16 protein-coding genes are annotated in these 20,083 nt (G+C 61.4%); 5 read left to right on the top strand and 11 right to left on the bottom strand.

The features are described from left to right. Positions 1-35: 35 nt before the first annotated feature. Positions 36-1,526 carry an L-piperidine-6-carboxylate dehydrogenase gene (gene amaB, locus ACOYXG_RS02390; RefSeq protein ID WP_247268695.1) on the bottom strand — a complete coding sequence of 497 codons (1,491 nt, stop codon included), beginning with the start codon at positions 1,524-1,526 and terminating at the stop codon, positions 36-38. 165 nt (positions 1,527-1,691) lie between these two features. Between amaB and ACOYXG_RS02385 the strand changes: the two genes are divergently transcribed. The 3 genes from ACOYXG_RS02385 to nadE all read left to right on the top strand — a co-directional run bounded on the left by ACOYXG_RS02385 (position 1,692) and on the right by nadE (position 4,864). After that, complete coding sequence (locus tag ACOYXG_RS02385) at positions 1,692-2,594, top strand: LysR family transcriptional regulator (protein WP_096794776.1); 903 nt, start codon at positions 1,692-1,694, stop codon at positions 2,592-2,594. Between the two features lie 214 nt (positions 2,595-2,808). After that, positions 2,809-4,032: a nicotinate phosphoribosyltransferase gene (gene pncB / locus ACOYXG_RS02380; RefSeq protein ID WP_003221154.1), complete on the top strand. Its 1,224-nt coding sequence runs from the start codon at positions 2,809-2,811 to the stop codon at positions 4,030-4,032. A 4-nt stretch (positions 4,033-4,036) separates the two neighbouring features. After that, a complete protein-coding gene (gene nadE, locus ACOYXG_RS02375) occupies positions 4,037-4,864 on the top strand; it encodes an ammonia-dependent NAD(+) synthetase (RefSeq protein ID WP_460355709.1) in 828 nt (275 codons plus the stop codon). A gap of 160 nt (positions 4,865-5,024) precedes the next feature. Here the strand turns inward: nadE and azu are convergent, their stop codons facing one another. After that, positions 5,025-5,471: an azurin gene (gene azu / locus ACOYXG_RS02370; RefSeq protein ID WP_460355707.1), complete on the bottom strand. Its 447-nt coding sequence runs from the start codon at positions 5,469-5,471 to the stop codon at positions 5,025-5,027. A 340-nt stretch (positions 5,472-5,811) separates the two neighbouring features. Here azu and ACOYXG_RS02365 point away from each other — a divergent pair, with 340 nt between their 5' ends. Then, positions 5,812-6,399, top strand: a complete 588-nt coding sequence (locus ACOYXG_RS02365) for an LOG family protein (protein WP_097089878.1) — start codon at positions 5,812-5,814, stop codon at positions 6,397-6,399. Between the two features lie 68 nt (positions 6,400-6,467). Then, positions 6,468-6,656 (top strand): hypothetical protein, encoded by a 189-nt coding sequence (locus ACOYXG_RS02360; RefSeq protein WP_097089877.1) that lies wholly within the window; start codon positions 6,468-6,470, stop codon positions 6,654-6,656. Positions 6,657-6,867: 211 nt separating this feature from the next. Here ACOYXG_RS02360 and ACOYXG_RS02355 read toward each other — a convergent pair whose 3' ends face one another. From ACOYXG_RS02355 to rpsF, 9 genes are all read right to left on the bottom strand, one after another. Continuing rightward, on the bottom strand, positions 6,868-7,758 hold the full coding sequence (locus tag ACOYXG_RS02355; RefSeq protein ID WP_096794772.1) for a transglutaminase family protein: 891 nt from the start codon (positions 7,756-7,758) through the stop codon (positions 6,868-6,870). Next, a complete protein-coding gene (locus ACOYXG_RS02350) occupies positions 7,758-10,244 on the bottom strand; it encodes a circularly permuted type 2 ATP-grasp protein (RefSeq protein WP_460355703.1) in 2,487 nt (828 codons plus the stop codon). Before ACOYXG_RS02350 ends, ACOYXG_RS02355 begins: the two co-directional genes overlap by 1 nt. Positions 10,245-10,332: 88 nt before the next feature. Further along, positions 10,333-13,608, bottom strand: coding sequence for a transglutaminase family protein (locus ACOYXG_RS02345; RefSeq protein ID WP_460355701.1), 3,276 nt, complete (start codon positions 13,606-13,608; stop codon positions 10,333-10,335). A gap of 338 nt (positions 13,609-13,946) precedes the next feature. Then, positions 13,947-16,250: a YgiQ family radical SAM protein gene (locus tag ACOYXG_RS02340; protein ID WP_460355699.1), complete on the bottom strand. Its 2,304-nt coding sequence runs from the start codon at positions 16,248-16,250 to the stop codon at positions 13,947-13,949. A 192-nt stretch (positions 16,251-16,442) separates the two neighbouring features. Further along, entirely contained in the window at positions 16,443-17,840 is a 1,398-nt protein-coding gene (gene dnaB, locus ACOYXG_RS02335) for a replicative DNA helicase (RefSeq protein WP_003221138.1), read from the bottom strand. Between the two features lie 120 nt (positions 17,841-17,960). Then, complete coding sequence (gene rplI / locus ACOYXG_RS02330) at positions 17,961-18,407, bottom strand: 50S ribosomal protein L9 (RefSeq protein WP_003221136.1); 447 nt, start codon at positions 18,405-18,407, stop codon at positions 17,961-17,963. Positions 18,408-18,426: 19 nt separating this feature from the next. After that, positions 18,427-19,320, bottom strand: coding sequence for a hypothetical protein (locus tag ACOYXG_RS02325; RefSeq protein ID WP_027611422.1), 894 nt, complete (start codon positions 19,318-19,320; stop codon positions 18,427-18,429). 36 nt (positions 19,321-19,356) lie between these two features. After that, positions 19,357-19,587, bottom strand: a complete 231-nt coding sequence (rpsR, locus tag ACOYXG_RS02320; protein ID WP_002551829.1) for a 30S ribosomal protein S18 — start codon at positions 19,585-19,587, stop codon at positions 19,357-19,359. A gap of 28 nt (positions 19,588-19,615) precedes the next feature. Beyond that, positions 19,616-20,038, bottom strand: coding sequence for a 30S ribosomal protein S6 (gene rpsF, locus ACOYXG_RS02315; protein WP_003221133.1), 423 nt, complete (start codon positions 20,036-20,038; stop codon positions 19,616-19,618). Positions 20,039-20,083 lie beyond the last annotated feature (45 nt).

Below are 20,083 nucleotides of genomic sequence, written 5' to 3'. Positions count from 1 at the left end.
AGCAGGCTCGCTCCCACAGGGAAGATTTCCAACACTCAGTCGAAGGTGATGCCCTGCGCCAGCGGCAACTCCAGCGAGTAGTTCACGGTGTTGGTCTGGCGGCGCATGTACGCGCGCCAGGCGTCGGAGCCCGACTCACGACCGCCGCCGGTCTCCTTCTCGCCACCAAACGCGCCGCCGATTTCCGCGCCGCTCGGGCCGATGTTGACGTTGGCGATGCCACAGTCGCTGCCGACCGCCGACATGAATTGCTCGGCCTCGCGCACGTCGGTGGTGAAGATGCACGACGACAGGCCTTGCGGCACCGCATTGTTCAAGCGCAGCGCTTCCTGGAAGTCGCTGTAGCCGACCACGTAGAGGATCGGCGCAAAGGTTTCGCTGCAGACCACGTCGCTCTGCTCTGGCATTTCGACAATGGCCGGCGACACGTAGTAGGCGTTGGGGAACTGCTCTTCGAGCTGACGCTTGCCGCCGAACACCCGGCCGCCCTCGCTCAGCGCCTGCTCCAGCGCGTCCTGCATGTTTTCGAAGCTGTGTTTGTCGATCAGCGGGCCGACCAGATTGCCTTCCAGCGGATGACCGATGCGCACTTTGGCGTACGCGGCTTTGAGGCGAGTGACGATTTCTTCCTTCACCGATTCATGAGCAATCAGCCGCCGCAGGGTGGTGCAACGCTGCCCGGCGGTGCCGACCGCACTGAACAGAATGGCGCGCACGGCCATGTCCAGATCGGCGCTTGGGCCGAGGATCATCGCATTGTTGCCGCCCAGTTCGAGAATGCTGCGGGCGAAACGTGCGGCGACTTTTGGCGCCACTTCGCGGCCCATGCGGGTGCTGCCAGTGGCGCTGATCAGCGCAACACGCGGGTCATCCACCAGCGCTTCGCCAGCGTCACGGCCACCGATGATCACTTGGCACAGGTGCGCCGGCGCATCGCTGAAATTCTTCACCACACGGTCGAACAGCGCCTGACAGGCCAGTGCGGTCAGCGGGGTTTTCTCCGACGGCTTCCACACCACCGGGTTACCGCAGACCAGCGCCAACGTGGTGTTCCACGCCCACACCGCGACGGGGAAGTTGAACGCGCTGATCACGCCGACCACGCCCAGTGGATGCCAGGTTTCACGCATGTGGTGGCCCGGGCGCTCAGAGGCGATGGTCAAACCGTACAGTTGACGCGACAGGCCTACGGCGAAGTCGCAGATGTCGATCATCTCCTGCACTTCACCGAGGCCTTCCTGAGTGATCTTGCCCGCCTCCCACGACACCAGTTCGCCGAGGTCAGCCTTGTACTCACGCAGCACTTCGCCGAACTGACGCACCAGCTCGCCGCGACGCGGGGCCGGCACCTTGCGCCACAGCTCGAAAGCATGATCTGCGCGACTGATGTGCTGCTCGACTTCGGCCGGGCCTTCCCAGTTCACGGCGGCGATGCGGCTGCCGTCGATGGGCGAATGCACCGGCACTTTGCCGTTCTGGTACAGGGCCGGGTTCACACCAAGACGATCAAGCAATGCGGCAACCATGGGTCACTCCTCAAGCGAAAAACAGAATGTGTGCGGCCGAATGCTAACGACCGGGCAGGCCTTTAGTTGTAGCTTCCCGAAGGCAAGGCAACAAACGACCTTTACGCGAGATATCATTCCGTTTATTCATGCTGCGCACAGAAAGACAAGAAAAAGGGATCACCCATGCTGAACAAACGCCACTTGCCGTCGATCACCGCGTTGCAGTGCTTCGAAGCCGTGACCCGGCACCTGAGCTTCACCCGGGCCGCCGAAGAGCTGAACCTGACCCAGAGTGCCGTCAGCAAACAGGTCGCGCAGCTTGAGGAATTGTTGCAGCACTTGTTGTTCCGTCGGGTGCGTCGTCGCTTGCAGATGACCCCGGCCGGGGATTTGTACCTGGTGGAAGTCCGAAAAATCCTCACTCAGGTGGAAATGTCCACGCATTACCTGCGCTCCTACGGCGGCGAGACCGAAGTCCTGCGCGTTTCTACCCCTTCGACCTTCGGCGCGCGCTGGCTGGTACCGCGTCTGAAGGGCTGGCGTCTGCGCCATCCGTCGATCCATCTCGACTTGTGCAACGAGCAGGAGGCCGACGATTTGCTACAGGGGCGCAGCGATCTGGCGTTCTATTTCGGTCAGGGCTCACGCCCCGGCACCGAATGCCTGAAGCTGTTCGGCGAAGAGCTGGTGCCGGTCTGTGCGCCCGGCAGCCTGCCGGATCAGCCCTTCACCGACCCGACGCAACTGACCGATCTGGTGCTGCTGCAAAATGCCTCGCGCCCACAGGCCTGGCATGACTGGTTCGACAGTCAGGGTTACCACACCGAACACAGCTACCACGGCCCGCGTTTCGAAACCTTTTACATGTGCATCCGCGCCGCCCAGGTCGGCTGCGGTGTGGCGCTGCTGCCACGGTTTCTGGTGGAAGAGGAATTGGCCGACGGCAAACTGGTCATTCCCTGGCAGCATGCAATGCCCAGTTCCGACGCCTATTACCTGGCCTACCCGGAGCATGCGGCGGAAGTGCCGAAGGTGCGGGATTTTGTGAAGTGGATGCTGGAGCAGATCGACAGCCCGAATGCCTGACCCGATTGAAAACTGTGGGAGCGAGCCTGCTCGCGAAGAGGCCGGCACATTCAATGTCAATGTCGACTGAAATGACGCCTTCGCGAGCAGGCTCGCTCCCACAAGGGTTCTGCGGTGATCTAAAAAATTGCTGGCAATCCCCACCGCTGATATGCGCCACTAGCGTCATTGATTGATCCCGCGCAACCGCGCGGTGCACCTGGAGACCCCGTTTATGAGCGAGAGTGTGTTTGCCGATCGCATCGTGCAGAACCTGCTCGACACCGACTTCTACAAACTGACGATGATGCAGGCGGTGCTGCACAACTACCCCAACGTCGAAGTCGAATGGGAGTTTCGTTGCCGTAACAGCGAGGATCTGCGGCCGTATCTGGCCGAGATTCGCTACCAGATCGAGCGTCTGGCCGAGCTGAGCCTGAGTGCCGACCAGTTGAGTTTTCTCGAGCGCATCACCTTCCTCAAACCGGATTTCCTGCGCTTTCTCGGCCTGTTCCGCTTCAACCTGCGCTACCTGCACACCGGCATCGAGAACGGCGAACTGTTCATCCGTCTGCGTGGCCCGTGGCTGCATGTGATCCTCTACGAAGTGCCGCTGCTGGCGATCGTCAGCGAAGTGCGCAACCGCTATCGCTACCGGGAAATCGAACTGGTGCAGGCGCGGGAACAGCTGTATCGCAAGTTCGACTGGCTCAGCGCCAACGCCTCGGCTGACGAACTGGCGCAATTGCAGGTCGCCGACTTCGGCACCCGCCGGCGCTTTTCGTACCGCGTGCAGGAAGAAGTGGTCAACGTGCTCAAGCACGATTTCCCCGGGCGCTTTGTCGGCACCAGCAACGTGCACTTGTCCCGCGAGCTGGACATGAAACCGCTGGGTACCATGGCCCATGAATGGATCATGGCCCACCAGCAACTCGGCCCACGCTTGATCGACAGCCAGATCGCCGCGCTCGACTGCTGGGTGCGCGAATACCGTGGCCTGCTGGGGATTGCTCTCACCGATTGCATCACCACCGACGCGTTTCTCGGCGACTTCGACCTGTTCTTCGCCAAGCTCTTCGATGGTCTGCGCCACGATTCAGGGGATCCGGTGCAGTGGGGCGAAAAATGCATCGCCCACTACCACAAGCTCGGCATCGACCCGATGAGCAAGACCCTGGTGTTCTCCGACAGCCTGACCCTGCCCAAGTCGCTGGAGATCTTCCGCGCGCTGCACGGGCGGATCAACGTCAGCTTTGGCATCGGCACCAACCTGACCTGTGACATTCCGGGTGTCGAACCGATGAGCATCGTGCTTAAAATGACCGCCTGCAACGGCCAGCCGGTGGCGAAGATCTCCGACGAGCCAGGCAAGACCCACTGCAAAGACCCGAATTTCGTCGCCTATTTGCGACATGTGTTTCAGGTTCCTGCCGATTCCAGTCTATCTAGCAAGGAGTGAATTCATGCAAGCCGTACAGCGTGAGATTGCTGAACAGCTCAAGGTACAACCGCCATTCGCCGGGCATCAGGCCCTCGAAGCGGAAGTCGCCCGGCGCATCACCTTTATCCAGGATTGCCTGGTCAATTCCGGCCTCAAGACCCTGGTGCTGGGCATCAGCGGCGGCGTCGACTCGCTGACCGCCGGCCTCCTGGCCCAGCGCGCCATGCGTGAACTGCGCGAGCGCACCGGCGACAACGCCTACAAGTTCATCGCCGTGCGCCTGCCGTACGAAACCCAGTTCGATGAGCACGACGCCCAGGCGTCGGTGGACTTCATCGCCCCGGACGAACGCCACACGGTGAACATCGGCCCGGCGGTCAAATCCCTGGCCAAGGAAGTCGCGGCGTTCGAAGGCAAACATGCGGTGTCGGTGGATTTCGTGCTCGGCAACACCAAGGCGCGGATGCGCATGGTCGCCCAGTACACCATCGCCGGCGCGGCGCACGGCCTGGTGATCGGCACCGACCACGCGGCGGAAGCGGTGATGGGCTTCTTCACCAAGTTCGGCGACGGCGCCTGCGACCTGGCCCCGCTCAGCGGTCTGGTGAAAAACCAGGTCCGGGCGATCGCCCGCAGCTTCGGCGCGCCGGAATCGCTGGTGGAAAAAGTGCCGACCGCGGATCTGGAAGACCTGTCGCCGGGCAAACCGGACGAAGCCTCCCACGGCGTGACCTACGCCGAGATCGACGCCTTCCTGCACGGCGAGCCGGTGCGTCAGGAAGCGTTCGACATCATCGTCGCGACTTACAACAAGACCCACCACAAGCGCGTGATGCCATTCGCCCCGTAAGTTGAAAGCCCCTGTAAGAGCTGTCGAGTGAAACGAGGCTGCGATCTTTTGATCTTCAAAAACAACATCAAAAGATCGTCCGATCGCGGCCCGAGCCTGCGGCAGCTCCTACAGAAACGAAAAAAGCGTCCCGAGGGACGCTTTTTTATGCCTGCAGCCATTACTTCACGGCAATGGTGCCTTTCATCATCGAGATGTGGCCCGGGAACGAGCAGAAGAAGCCGTAGTCAGTGCCAGCGGTCAGCTTCGATACGTCGATGGTCAGCGTATCTTTCTCGCCGGCGCCGATGATCTTGGTGTGAGCGATAACGCGCTCGTCACCGTCCTTCAGGTAGTTCTTGTCGATCCCGGCAGCCAGGCCGTCGGTGGCGATCGCCTGCATGTCAGCGGTTTTGCTGATCACCAGGTTATGACCCATGACGTTCTTCGGCAGACTGCCGGAGTGGGTCAGCTCGACGGTGAAGGTCTTGCAGCTCTTGTCGATTTCGATGGCTTTGGTGTTGAAGGACATCTGGTCGGTGGAATCAACGGTGGTTTTGCACTCGGCAGCCATCAATTGGCTGCTGGCCAGCGCCAGCAGGGATACCGCAACAACTTTGGAAAACATGGTGAATCTCCAAGGCAGGGTTAACAAAAACACTAATGGTGGAAAGACTGCCTGAAATCTTCGCAAGTTCCTATGACTTGAGTCAAAAATTGTATACAACTTTCAGGCTATGACACTCATCGAAACAATCTACCGGCCAGAATCCAAGGCCGGGCCTATGATCGGCGCATCTACTGAAACGGAGTGCCTGTCATGTTCTTTAACGGTCTGTTGTGCAGTTTGCTCGCCGCCTACGCCTGTGGCGCCAGCGGTACCTTTGAATCGCCAGAACGCGAAGCTTAGTCCTTGGATCAAGGCGTGCCAGCCATTACCCTGTGACGGATTGACCCAGGAGGAAGGCATGTCTCTCAAATCCGTTTGTGTATTTTGCGGTGCCAACGCCGGCACTGATCCGGCTTACACCGAAGCCGCCCGAGCCCTTGGCCGGGCACTCGCCGAGCGCCAACTGACGCTGGTTTACGGTGGTGGTGCCGTGGGCCTGATGGGCCTGGTGGCGGACGCCGCGCTGGCCGCCGGCGGCGAAGTGATCGGGATCATTCCGCAAAGCCTGATGGACAAGGAGATCGGTCACAAAAGCCTGACGCGCCTCGAAGTCGTCGATGGCATGCACGCGCGCAAAGCCCGCATGGCCGAGCTGAGCGATGCGTTCATCGCGTTGCCCGGCGGTCTCGGCACGCTGGAAGAGCTGTTCGAAGTCTGGACCTGGGGCCAGCTCGGCTACCACGGCAAACCGCTGGGGCTGCTTGAGGTGAACGGTTTTTACAGCAAACTCACGGCTTTTCTTGACCATATCGTCGGCGAAGGCTTCGTTCGCGCCCCACACCGTGACATGCTGCAAGTGAGCGAATCAGCACAAACGCTGCTCGACGCCCTGGATAACTGGAAGCCGACCGTCACGCCCAAGTGGGTCGACCAAAAACCCGGCTAACCGCCGGGCACCGATACAGGGCAGAATACGCGCCGCTCAACCTCACCTTCGACCCCAGAGGATCGCCCATGGCCAAACCCAATTACTCCTTCGCCAAACGTCAACGAGACCTGGAAAAGGAAAAGAAGAAAGAGGAAAAGCTTCAGCGCAAGAAACAGCAGGCTGAAGAAGCGGCACTGAACCCTGACGGTGAAGTGGCGACTGACAACGATGATGAAGTTGTTGATGCACCGAAAGACCAGGCGCCTGACGCCTGAGCCCCACCGGGTTTGATGATCGAGTCAGACCCTGCGGATTTGTGACGGGGCTGGCGGCTCAGCCGCTGGCCCCCACACCCTCCCCGTTTTCCGAACACGATACGGCTTCCTGTGGGAGCGGGCTTGCTCGCGAAGGCGTCTTAACCTTCAACATTGATGTAACTGACACACCGCCTTCGCGAGCAAGCCCGCTCCCACATGGGTTGCTGTGTTATTCCAATGGCATCACCGTGACGCGGACCTCCGGGTCGTGACTGCCGCCCCCCAGAATCACCCCCCGCAACGGCGACACATCGGAAAAATCCCGACCCCACGCCAGGGTGATGTGCTCCAGCGCCGGCTGTACGTTGTTGGTCGGATCGAAATCCACCCAGCCCAATACCGGACAGAACACCGAGACCCAGGCATGCGACGCATCGGCGCCGATCAGCCGTGGCTGCCCCGGCGGCGGTTGGGTCAGCAGATAGCCACTGATGTAGCGCGCTGCCAGCCCTCGCGAGCGCACGCAAGCGAGCATCAGGTGGGCGAAGTCCTGACACACGCCGCGTCGGCGCTCCAGCACCTCGACCAGCGGCGTCGCCACTTGCGTGGCCTCGGCGTCGAAAGTGAATTCGCTGAAAATCTTCTGCATCAAGGCCTGCACGCCCAGCAACAAGGGCCTGCCCGGTGGAAAACAGCTTTCGGAAAATTCGACGAAGCTGCGTTTCAAGTGCACATAAGGTGACTGAAACCGATAGCGACAAGCCTCCAGCATTTCGGCGGACAATGGCTGGCTGCTGTAGGTCAGCGCATCACGCGTCTGCTCCCACGCCGGGGACAGACTGAAATCCGCCGGTGGCCGCGCCAGCACCTCAACCGTGAGCCGGGCGTTGACCTGCAACTCGTCATGCGGGCGCTCGAAGGCCAGTCGGGTCAGCGGATTGCCGAACACATCCAGTTCATCCCGCCGCGTGGTCGGGTCCGGGCTGATCAGCAATTGCTGCTCGGTGCAGCGTTGCCACGTGCACTCACGCGGCCACAGGTGCGCGAGTTGCTGCGCCAGCGACACCGGGCTGTCGTAGTGGTAACAGGTGTCGTGGAAGATCTGGTAGTGCGCGCTCATCAGACGGACACCGTGCGCTGGCTGACATCATCGACATGGGCAAAGTGGCGCAGCGCCAGTCGATCGGACACCTGACCGCTGGCTTCGGCAATCTCTTGCAGCAGATCCGCCAGACCATCGAGCGCGGCACGCACGCTGTTTTCCCCGAACAGCGGGTTCTCCAGACAGCCCAGATCGAACCGCGCCAGACGCTCGACCAATTGCGGCAGCCCGGCCTCGCGAGGTACGCCGAAATCATCGTTCAAGCGTTTCAAAGTGCGGGTCACCAGTTTCAACTGGAACAACACCGCGTGCGGGTTCTGCTCATCCAGCAGCAACAGGTCGAGCACCGGAATCAACTGCGCCACCGCCAGATACCGCGAACGGTAGGTGATGCTGCTGTTGCCCAACTCCAGCAGCCATTCCAGCCCCGCTTGATCGAACGCCCCGGCGCCGCGCAGAAACGCCGCCAGACTGCTGCTGAGAAACTGCAACCGCTCGATGCGCCGGCCGATCATCAGAAAGCGCCAGCCTTCGTCGCGCGTCATGTCGTCGAGCGCGAACCCCGAGAGCGCCGCCAGCGACATCACCAGCCGGTTGAGGAAATCCAGCAACTCGCCGAAGTCCGGCTCTTCGGTGTCCAGTTCCAGCGCCTCGCGCTGCAACTCGACCAACGCCTGCCAGTTTTCCCGTGAAAGCTTGCCGCGCACCTGCGAGGCCGCCCACTGCAAGCGCTGCAGGTTGGAGCGCAGGCTGAACGACCAGTCCTCGCCGAGCAGCGCCGCCAGCAGCCGCTCCGGTAGCTCACCCTCCTCAGGCAGCAACATCAGCCGCTCGCCCAGCTCCACGGCCGCCTGCAAGGCTTGCGGATCATCGCCATCGACATACCGCGCGAGCATGATCCGCAGCAGTCGCGCACTGTCGTCACAACGCTCGCAGTAACGACCGAACCAGAACAGGTTTTCCACTACCCGCGAGGGCAGATAAGGATCGCGGCGCACCAGATCGTGTACGCCGACGTTGCGCTGGGTTTTCCATTGTTCGCCACTCGGCGCACGCTCGCCCAACACCCAGGTGTCCTTGCTCGCCCCGCCACGCTGCATCGACACCACTTCGGCATCGGCCTCGGCGGCGACCCGGGTCAGTCCACCGGGCAATACGCGATAACCGTCACCACTGGCCACCGCATACACGCGCATGCCGATCGCTCGCGGTTGCAGTTGGCCGTCTTCGGCCTGCCAGATCGGCGCCTGGGACAGCTGCGCCAGTTCTTGCGCGACGTATGCGTATGGCCGCGCCTGCATCCGCTCGGCGAGTGCCTGGCGCTGTTGTTCACTCAGATCGCGGCCGAATACCGGGGCGAAGCTTTGCGAGGGGAAAGCCGGTTTGATCAGCAGCTCGGGAAGCTTTTCCAACGCCTGCGCCAGCACCGGCGCCTCGCCGCACCACCAGGTGGCGATGGACGGCAGCAGCAGTTCTTCGCCGAACAGGTACTGATTGATCTTCGGCAGAAATCCGAGCAACCCCGGCGACTCTAGCACGCCGCTGCCCAAGGCATTGGCCACCAGCACCCGGCCCTGACGCACCGCTTCCAGCAGGCCAGGCACACCAAGTGCAGAATCGGTGCGCAGCTCCAGCGGATCGCAGAAGTCATCGTCGAGCCGGCGCATGATCGCGTGCACCCGGCGCAGACCACTGAGGGTTTTCAGGTACACCGTGGCATCGCGCACGGTGAGGTCGCCGCCCTCCACCAGCGGATAACCGAGCTGGCGTGCCAGGTAAAGGTGTTCGAAATAGCTTTCGTTGAAGCGCCCGGGCGTCAGCAGCACCACCAGCGGCGCATCGTCAGCACACGGTGCCTGACGCGCGAGGGTTTCCTGCAGGGTGCGGAAGAAGCCGGCCAGGTGCTGCACTTTCAGATCGCGGTACAACTCGGGAAACGCCCGCGAAACGATGGTGCGGTTTTCCAGCGCATAGCCCGCGCCCGACGGTGCCTGAGTACGATCCGCCGTGACCCACCAGCGCCCGTCCGGCGTGCGCGCCAGATCCACGGCGTACAGATGCAGAAAGGCATCTTCCGGTGGTGCGATGCCCTGACAGGGCCAGAGAAAATTGTTGTGGCCGAACACCAGCTCCGCCGGTAACAACCCTTCGCTGATCAATCGCTGTGGCCCATACAGATCAGCCAGTACCGCATTGAGCAGGCGTGCTCGCTGGGCAATCCCCGTCGACAGTTGCTGCCACTCGTCAGCAGCGATCACGTGCGGCAGCAGGTCCAGCTCCCACGGGCGGTCAGCGCCCTTGGGATCGGCATAGACGTTGTAGGTCACGCCGTTTTCCTGAATCTGCCGGGCCAGCAACGCCTGCCGCTGCACCAGTTGCGCCGGGGTGCTGCGCTGCAATTGATCGAACAGCCGCCGCCAGTGCGGGCGCACTTCCCCGCTGTCATTCAGCAGTTCGTGATAAGTGCCCGCGGTCAGCGGGTAGCGGTCTAGCAGGTCAGGCATGGAAAGCTCGGCAGACAGCAGGGAACGGTCAGACTAACGCAGGCACATGACGTGCGGATATACGAAAAATCCGCATGTCGTGCAGGACTTAGAAACGTCGCAAATCGAGCGTCATCGGCAGCTCGTCGGAGATTGTCAGGTTCGGTATAGGAAGTTTCCCCGGCGTGTGTCCGATGCGGAAAAACCGCGCCATGCGCCGGCTCTCCGCTTCGTTGGCATTGACCGGCAACGTCTCGTAATTGCGCCCGCCCGGGTGCGCCACGTGGTACTGGCAACCGCCCAGCGAACGCTGCATCCAGGTGTCGAGCAGGTCGAACACCAGTGGCGCATGCACCGGGATGGTCGGTTGCAGGCAGTTGGCCGGTTGCCAGGCCCGAAAACGCACACCGGCAACGAACTCGCCGATGCGCCCGGTCGGTTGCAGCGGCACCGGGACGCCATTGCAGGTCAGCAGATAGCGCTGCGGCGGCAAGCCGCTGAGCTTGATCTGCAAACGCTCCAGCGACGAATCGACATAACGCACCGTGCCGCCCGCCGTACCCTCCTCGCCCAGCACATGCCAAGGTTCCAGCGCCTGGCGCAGCTCCATCTCGATGCCGCTGACCGCGTAATCGCCGACCTTGGGAAAACGGAACTCCAGATGCGCAGCGAACCACTCGGCGCGCAATGGATAACCGGCGTTGTTCAGTTCGACGATGACGTCGGCGAAATCCTGCTCGATAAAGTGCGGCAGCATGAAGCGGTCGTGCAGCTCGGTGCCCCAGCGCGCCAGTTTCGGCGGCGCATAGGGCTCGCGCCAGAATCGCGCAACCAGCGCACGCAGCAACAACTGCTGAGCCAGGCTCATCCGCGCATGCGGCGGCATTTCGAAGGCGCGCAGCTCCAGCAGGCCGAGACGCCCGGTAGCGCCATCCGGCGAATACAGTTTGTCGATGCAGAACTCGGCGCGGTGGGTGTTGCCGGTGACGTCGATCAGCAAATTGCGCAGCAGTCGATCCACCAGCCACGGCGCGCACGCTTCGCCCGGTTCAGGCATCTGCGCGAAGGCGACTTCCAGTTCGTACAGGGCGTCGTTGCGCGCTTCATCGACCCGCGGCGCCTGCGAGGTCGGGCCGATGAACAGACCGGAAAACAGGTAGGACAGTGACGGATGGTTGTGCCAGTAGCTGATCAGACTCCGCAGCAGGTCCGGGCGGCGCAGGAACGGTGAGTCCGCCGGGGTAGCGCCACCGAGGACGAAATGGTTGCCGCCGCCGGTGCCGGTGTGGCGCCCGTCGATCATGAATTTTTCGGTGGTCAGGCGGGTTTGCCGCGCCTGCTCATAGAGAAACTCGGTGCGTTCGACCAGTTCGTCCCAAGTCGCGGACGGCTGCACGTTGACCTCGATCACGCCCGGATCCGGGGTGATGCGAAAGTTGCTCAGGCGCGGATCACTCGGCGGCTCGTAACCTTCCAGCAGCACCGGGCAATGCAGCTCTTCGGCGGTGGCTTCGATGGCCGACACCAGTTCCAGATAGTCCTCGACCCGCTCCAGCGGCGGCATGAACAGATACAGACGCCCTTCGCGGGCCTCGGCGCAGAAGGCGGTGCGGGTCAGCCAGTCGGCGGACTCGTCGATTTTCGGCGCGCGTTCGGCGGCCGTTGCGGGTTCGGCATGACTGTTGAGCTGCGCGGTGTCCGGCAGCTCGGGAAAGTCCTGATTCGGATCGTTGGGATGAATGAACGGATACTCGGCGGCCTTCACCCACGGCTGTGAACCGAGTGGCAAGCGATAACCCAACGGCGAATCCCCCGGCACCAGTCGGCAATGCTCGTCGCGCAGATACCAGCGCCCGCTCTGCCATTGATCACCCTTGGCGGTGCGGGCCAGCGGTAGCACCTGGCCGATTACTTTATCCAGCCCCTGAGCGAAAACCTTGCGCAGACGCGCACGCTCCAGCGGTTCTTCAAGACGCGAGTCTTCAGCGCTGACGTTGCTCGGCAATGCGCCCTCACGCCAGAGGTAATAAAAATTGTCTTCGTAGGCTGGAAACACGAAACGAGCAGGCAGTTTCAGGCGTTCAGCAACACTCGCGAGAAAGCGTCCCGCCAGTTCGCCATCGGCGCCGTAGTCCTGCTGCTCATCGGCGATCAGCGCGCTGTTGTGCCAGATCGGCACGCCATCGCGGCGCCAATAGCAGTTGAGCGACCAGCGCGGCAATTGCTCGCCGGGGTACCACTTGCCCTGACCGAAATGCACCAGACCTTTCGGCGCATAGTGCTGGCGCATGCGCTGGAACAGTTCGGCGGACAGTAGGCGCTTGTCCGGGCCTAGCGCGGCGGTGTTCCACTCGGCGCCGTCCGGGTCGTCGATGGAGACGAAGGTCGGCTCGCCGCCCATGGTCAGGCGCACATCGTCTTTGAGCAGGTCGGCATCGATCTGCCGGCCCAGCGCCTGAATCGCCAGCCACTGCTCATCGGTATAGGGCTTGGTCACCCGTGGCGCTTCCCAGATCCGCTCCACCGACATTTCGTGGCTGAACTGGCATTCGCACGGCTCGACCAGACCACTGATCGGCGCGGCTGAGGATGGATCGGGGCTGCAGGCCAGCGGGATATGTCCTTCACCGGCGAACAACCCGGACGTGGCATCCAGACCGATCCAGCCAGCGCCCGGCAAGTACACCTCGCACCACGCGTGCAGATCAGTGAAGTCCACTTCGGTACCGGACGGACCGTCGAGGCTCTTCACGTCGGCGGTCAGTTGAATCAGATAACCGGAGACGAACCGCGCGGCCAGCCCGAGGTTGCGCAGCAGTTGCACCAGCAGCCACGCCGAGTCGCGGCAGGAGCCGGAGGCATGTTCGAGGGTGTGTTCCGGGGTTTGCACGCCCGGTTCCATGCGGATCAGGTAGCGGATGTCTTCGCTGAGGCGCTGGTTGAGCATTACCAGGAAATCCACAGCGGGCAGCGGCGTGCGGTCGATCCCGTCCAGATAGGCTTTGAATGCCGGGGTCAGCGGCAGGGTTTCGAGGTACGGCGCCAGCTCCTTGCGCTCATCGGCCGCGTAAGTGAAGGGGATTTTCTCGGCGTAGGGTTCGAGAAAGAAGTCGAACGGATTGAACACCGCCATCTCGGCCAGCAGGTCGACCTCGATGCGCAACTCGTCGGTTTTCTCGGGGAACACCAGACGCGCGAGGTAGTTGCCCTGCGGGTCTTGCTGCCAGTTGATGAAATGCTGCTCGGGCGAGACCTTCAGCGCATACGAAAGAATCCGCGTGCGGCTGTGGGCGGCCGGACGCAGGCGTACGATCTGCGGGCCGAGTTCGACAGCGCGGTCGTAGCGGTAATGCGTGACGTGATGCAATGCGACATGAATCGACACGGCGTGCCTCCTGCGAGCCTAAGCGTATTCGAAAGCGCGCAAGACTTATGCCATGCAGAGGCTTGGGCGCTTTCCCGGAATGCTCAGGGCAGTACAGCACCAAAATCGGGCGATGCGGGGAAATGGTTCGAGGAAGTTGCGCCTAAATGTGGCGGCAGTGGTAGATGCGGCGCCTGAGATGACGCCTTCGCGAGCAAGCTCGCTCCCACAGGAGACCGCATTCCAACTGTGGGAGCGGGCTTGCTCGCGAAAGGGCCAGTCGTTTCAGCACACTTCTTGAACCCTGAAATGCAAAACGCCAACCCGAAGGTTGGCGTTCTGTTGAAACAAAAAGCGACTTAGCGCGGAACGACTGGCTTGCGAGCCGGTTTCGGCCCCTTGCCCTTGGCTGCTTCCTTGCGCTCCTTGGCCGCCTGCTGGTTGCGGGCGAATGCCGCAGCCTTGGCCTGTTCACGCTTGTCCCAAGGATTGCCACCGTCGCTGGCACGCGGCGGCAGGCCGTTGTGCTGGGTGAGAATCTTGGTGGTCTTCTCTTTCGCGACCTTGTGGCTGCCGGCCGGCGTCGAGTTCTTGCGACGGGCGCTCTGGTAGCTGTCGGTGGCAGGTTGGTGCAGCGGAATCAACTGATCCTTGCCCGGACCGATCAGGTCACCACGTCCCATGCGAATCAACGCTTCGCGCAGCATCGGCCAGCCTTTCGGGTCGTGATAACGCAAGAACGCCTTGTGCAGACGACGCTGCTCTTCGCTCTTGACGATGGTCACGCCGTCGCTCTTGTAGGTGACCTTGCGCAGCGGGTTCTTGCCCGAGTGGTACATCGCGGTGGCGGTGGCCATAGGCGACGGATAGAACGCCTGCACCTGGTCGGCACGGAAGCCGTTGCCCTTGAGCCACAGCGCCAGGTTCATCATGTCTTCGTCGGTGGTGCCCGGGTGCGCGGCGATGAAGTACGGGATCAGGTACTGCTCTTTGCCTGCTTCCTTGGTGTACTTCTCGAACATGCGCTTGAACTTGTCATAGCTGCCAATGCCCGGCTTCATCATCTGGTTGAGCGGACCTTCCTCGGTGTGTTCCGGGGCGATCTTCAGGTAACCGCCGACGTGGTGGGTCACCAGCTCTTTGACGTACTCCGGCGACTCGACCGCGAGGTCGTAACGCAGGCCGGAGGCGATCAGGATCTTCTTCACACCCGGCAAGGCGCGGGCACTGCGGTATAGCTGAATCAACGACGAGTGGTCGGTGTTCAGGTTCGGGCAGATGCCCGGGAATACGCAGGACGGCTTGCGGCACGCGGATTCGATCTCCGGGCTCTTGCAGGCGATGCGATACATGTTCGCGGTCGGGCCGCCGAGGTCGGAGATGACGCCGGTGAAGCCTGGAACCTTGTCGCGGATCTCTTCGATTTCGCGAATGATCGACTCTTCGGAACGGTTCTGGATGATCCGGCCTTCGTGCTCGGTGATCGAGCAGAAGGTACAACCGCCGAAGCAGCCACGCATGATGTTCACCGAGAAACGGATCATGTCGTAAGCAGGGATTTTCTCCTTGCCGTACGCCGGGTGCGGAACCCGTGCGTAAGGCATGCCGAACAAGTAGTCCATTTCTTCAGTGGTCATCGGAATCGGCGGCGGGTTGAACCAGACGTCGACCTCGCCATGTTTCTGCACCAGCGCGCGGGCGTTGCCCGGGTTGGTTTCCAGGTGCAGCACGCGGTTGGCGTGGGCGTACAGAACCGGGTCGTTACGCACCTTTTCCATCGACGGCAGGCGGATCACGGTCTTGTCGCGAGTCATGCGCGGGCTGGCCAGGATCTGTACGACCTTGGCTTCCTCGGGATCATCCACCGGCCCCTTCTCTTGCTCGATGGCGCAAGCCTGGGTGTCCTGGGTGTTGACGTACGGGTTGATGATCTTGTCGACCTTGCCCGGACGGTCAATGCGTGTGGAATCGACTTCGTACCAGCCCTGCGGCGTGTCACGACGGATGAATGCGGTGCCGCGCACGTCGGTGATGTCTTCGATCTTGTGCCCGTAGGACAGACGCTGGGCCACTTCGACGATGGCGCGCTCGGCGTTGCCGTACAGCAGAATGTCGGCGCTGGCGTCGATCAGGATCGAGTTGCGTACACGATCCTGCCAGTAGTCATAGTGGGCGATGCGGCGCAGCGAAGCTTCGATGCCGCCGAGGACGATCGGCACGTGTTTGTAGGCTTCCTTGCAGCGCTGGCTGTAGACCAGGCTCGCGCGATCCGGACGCTTTCCCGCCATGCCACCCGGGGTGTAGGCGTCGTCGGAACGGATTTTCTTGTCCGCGGTGTAGCGGTTGATCATCGAGTCCATGTTGCCGGCCGCGACGCCGAAGAACAGGTTCGGCTCGCCGAGCTTCATGAAGTCGTCTTTGGATTGCCAGTTCGGCTGGGCAATGATCCCGACGCGGAAGCCCTGGGACTCCAGCAACCGGCCGATGATCGCCATGCCGAACGACGGGTGATCGACGTAGGCATCACCGGTGACGATGATGATGTCGCAGGAATCCCAGCCGAGCTGATCCATCTCCTCCCTGCTCATCGGCAGGAATGGCGCTGGCCCGAAACATTCGGCCCAGTACTTTGGATAGTCAAATAACGGCTTGGCTGCTTGCATGTCGATAACCGGTGTTGGCTTTCATTGAATTTCGCGGGCGCGGAATATAGCACAAATTTTGACCAATTCCGACGGCTGTGGTCGGAAATTGCGCCACGCCCATTCGCGAGCAAGCCCGCTCCCACATTTGAATGCATTCCAGGTGTGGGAGCGGGCTTGCTCGCGAAGGCGTCAGCTCAAACGATGAAGAATTTACTCGTCGTCGTCGAAGTTGTAACTGCCCGGCGCGAGGTTTTCGAAGCGGGTGTACTTACCGATAAAGGCCAGGCGGATAAAGCCGATCGGGCCGTTCCGCTGCTTGCCGATGATGATTTCGGCGATGCCCTTGTGCTCGGTTTCCGGGTGATACACCTCGTCCCGGTACACGAACATGATGACGTCGGCGTCCTGCTCGATCGCTCCGGATTCCCGCAAGTCGGAGTTCACCGGACGCTTGTTGGGACGTTGTTCCAGGGAGCGGTTGAGCTGCGACAGCGCCACCACCGGGCAGTTGAATTCCTTGGCCAGGGCTTTCAGGGATCGGGAGATCTCGGAAATCTCGTTGGTCCGGTTGTCACCGCTGGAACCCGGAATCTGCATCAACTGCAGGTAGTCGATCATGATCAGGCCGATGTCGCCGTGCTCGCGCACCAGACGCCGGGTCCGCGCACGCATTTCCGACGGGCTGATGCCGGCGGTATCGTCGATGAACAGCTTGCGATCGTTGAGCAGGTTGACCGCCGAGGTCAGGCGTGGCCAATCGTCGTCTTCCAGTTGGCCGGAACGCACCTTGGTCTGATCGATACGACCGAGGGACGAGAGCATACGCATGATCAGCGATTCGCCTGGCATCTCGAGGGAGTACACCAGCACCGCCTTGTCGCTGCGCAGTACGGCGTTTTCCACCAGGTTCATCGCGAAGGTGGTTTTACCCATCGACGGACGGCCGGCGACGATGATCAGGTCGGACGGCTGCAGACCGCTGGTCTTCTCGTCGAGGTCGGTATAACCGGTGGACAGACCGGTGATCGCGTCGGCGGTGTTGAACAGGGTGTCGATGCGGTCGATGGCCTTGGTCAACAGTTCGTTGACCCCCACCGGGCCGCCGGTCTTGGGCCGAGCCTCGGCGATCTGGAAGATCTGTCGTTCGGCCTCGTCGAGGATCTCTTCAGCGGTACGGCCTTCGGGGTTGAAGGCGGCGTCGGCAATTTCGGTGCTGATACCGATCAACTGGCGCAACGTCGCGCGCTGGCGAACGATCTGCGCATAGGCCTTGATGTTGGCGACGGACGGCGTGTTTTTCGCCAGCTCGCCGAGGTAACCGAGGCCGCCGACCTGCGACGTCTGACCTTCCTTGTCCAGTTGCTCGGCCAGGGTCACGACGTCGATCGGCATGTTCTGATCGGCCAGTTTGGCGATCGCACGGAAGATCAGACGGTGGTCATGTCGGTAGAAATCGCCGTCGGAGACTTGATCGAGCACGCGTTCCCAGGCGTTGTTGTCCAGCATCAGACCACCGAGTACGGCCTGTTCGGCCTCGATGGAGTGCGGCGGCACCTTCAGGGCAGCGGTTTGCAGATCGTATTGCTCGGGAGCGGTGATTTCGTTCATGGCCACTTGGAGTCAGGTTTGAAAACGGGAGTACCAGAAAGACAAAGGGCACGACCTGTAAACAGGATCGTGCCCGATGTTACCGGCAAGCACCCGAGGGTGCCAGCCGACAAGTATTGCTTAAGCTGCTACCACGACAACGCGTACGGTGGCTTCAACTTCGGCGTGCAGGTGCACAGCCACGTCGAATTCACCCACGTTGCGGATGGTGCCGTTCGGCAGACGAACTTCGCTCTTCTGCACTTCAACGCCGGAAGCGGTCAGTGCGTCAGCGATGTCGTGAGTACCGATCGAACCGAACAGCTTGCCTTCGTCGCCAGCGGTGGCAGTGATGGTCACTTCCAGCTCGGCCAGTTGGGCAGCACGGCTTTCAGCCGATGCTTTACGGTCTGCGGCAGCTTTTTCCAGCTCGGCACGACGCTCTTCGAACGCAGCCAGGTTGGCAGCGGTCGCAGCGGTAGCCTTGCCGAAAGGCAGCAGGTAGTTACGGCCGTAACCGGCCTTAACGTTTACTTTGTCGCCCAGGTTGCCCAGGTTGGCGATTTTTTCCAGAAGGATCAGTTGCATGTGGAAATCCTCTTAACTTTTAACCTTCACCGTTCGCGTTATCGGTGTCTTTCGACACGTGACGACCGCGAAAATCAATCAGGCTGTCGACAATGGCCAGAACCACGAGCAACGGATAGAGCAGCTGCATGAACAACAGCAGCGTGACGTACAACCCCACCAGCCAGAAACCGGCCAGTCGCTTCTGCCCGACCAGCCCGTGAATCAGGGCGAGTCCGGCGAACACCAGCGGTACGCTGCACAACGGCGTCAACATGGCCATCTGTGCACCGAGATTCGGGCCCAGAAGCATCAACGCCAGCAGCAACATCGCCGGCCCCAGCGGGATCCGGATGGCGCGAAACTCGCGACCAAAACCACCCGGGTTGTACAACAACGCCTGCCAATGCCGCCCGACAATCAGGCTCAGCACGCTGACGATCTGCAACAACGCCGCAATCAGTCCGGTCAGGACTGGTGCAATCAGGGACGCGAAGCGCGCTTGCTCATCGACCGACAATTGCTTGTAGGTTTCACCAAGAAGCGCCGGCATGACCTTTATCAAGGCCTGCGCGAGCATCTCGATCTGGGCCGCAAACGCTGCCCCGAGCACCACTGAAAACACCACTCCAATCACTACGCTGACCAGCAGCGTGCGAACCCAGGACTCACTTGCGCGCAACACCAACGCAAGCCCCGAAGACCCCAGCAGCACCAGAAGTGCCCGTGGATCATCGGCATACAGCCACCAGACCAAAGCCGGCAGCAGCCCCAGAGACAGAACACCCAGGGCGTCCGTCAGTCCGCGCCGCAGAAGCACAAGGCTCCCGGCGGCAGCACCCAACCAATACAACAACGGCAATGTTGCACATCCGGCCACCACGAGAGTGGCCTGCATACGGCCTCGCATGATGAACTCAGCTAAGGCACGCATGCATTCAATCCTTTGCTACTTGTCGACTGCCCGGTCTCAGCGGCCGTGGCTGTCGGTGTAGGCCAGCAGGGCCAGGAAGCGGGCGCGCTTGATAGCGGTGGCCAGCTGACGCTGATAACGAGCTTTGGTACCGGTGATGCGGCTTGGAACGATTTTGCCGGTCTCGGATACGTAGGCTTTCAGAGTGTTGAGATCTTTGTAATCGATCTCTTTCACGTCTTCAGCGGTGAAGCGGCAGAATTTACGACGACGGAAGAAACGTGCCATTTGATAGGCTCCTTAAAAGGTCCGTGGATTACTCGTCAGCGTTATCGCTGTTGTCGCTGTCATCACCCTCAACGCCATCAGCGTCGGAGTGCTCAGGACGGTCGCGACGCTCACGGCGCTCACTGCGGTTTTCTTCAGCCTTGAGCATCTCGGACTGGCCGGTAACGGCTTCGTCGCGACGGATGACCAGGTTACGGATCACAGCATCGTTGTAGCGGAAGTTGTCTTCCAGCTCGGCCAGGGCCTTGCCAGTGCACTCAACGTTCAGCATCACGTAGTGAGCCTTGTGAACATTGTTGATTGCGTAGGCCAGTTGACGACGGCCCCAGTCTTCCAGACGGTGGATTTTGCCGCCGTCTTCTTCGATCAGCTTGGTGTAACGCTCAACCATGCCGCCGACTTGCTCGCTCTGGTCAGGGTGGACCAGAAAGATGATTTCGTAATGACGCATGAATGCTCCTTACGGGTTGTAGCCTGCCGCTCAAAAACGGTCAGA

It is taken from the genome of Pseudomonas sp. G3-39, assembly GCF_054790485.1.
This window is presented reverse-complemented; position numbering and strand designations above follow the sequence as displayed.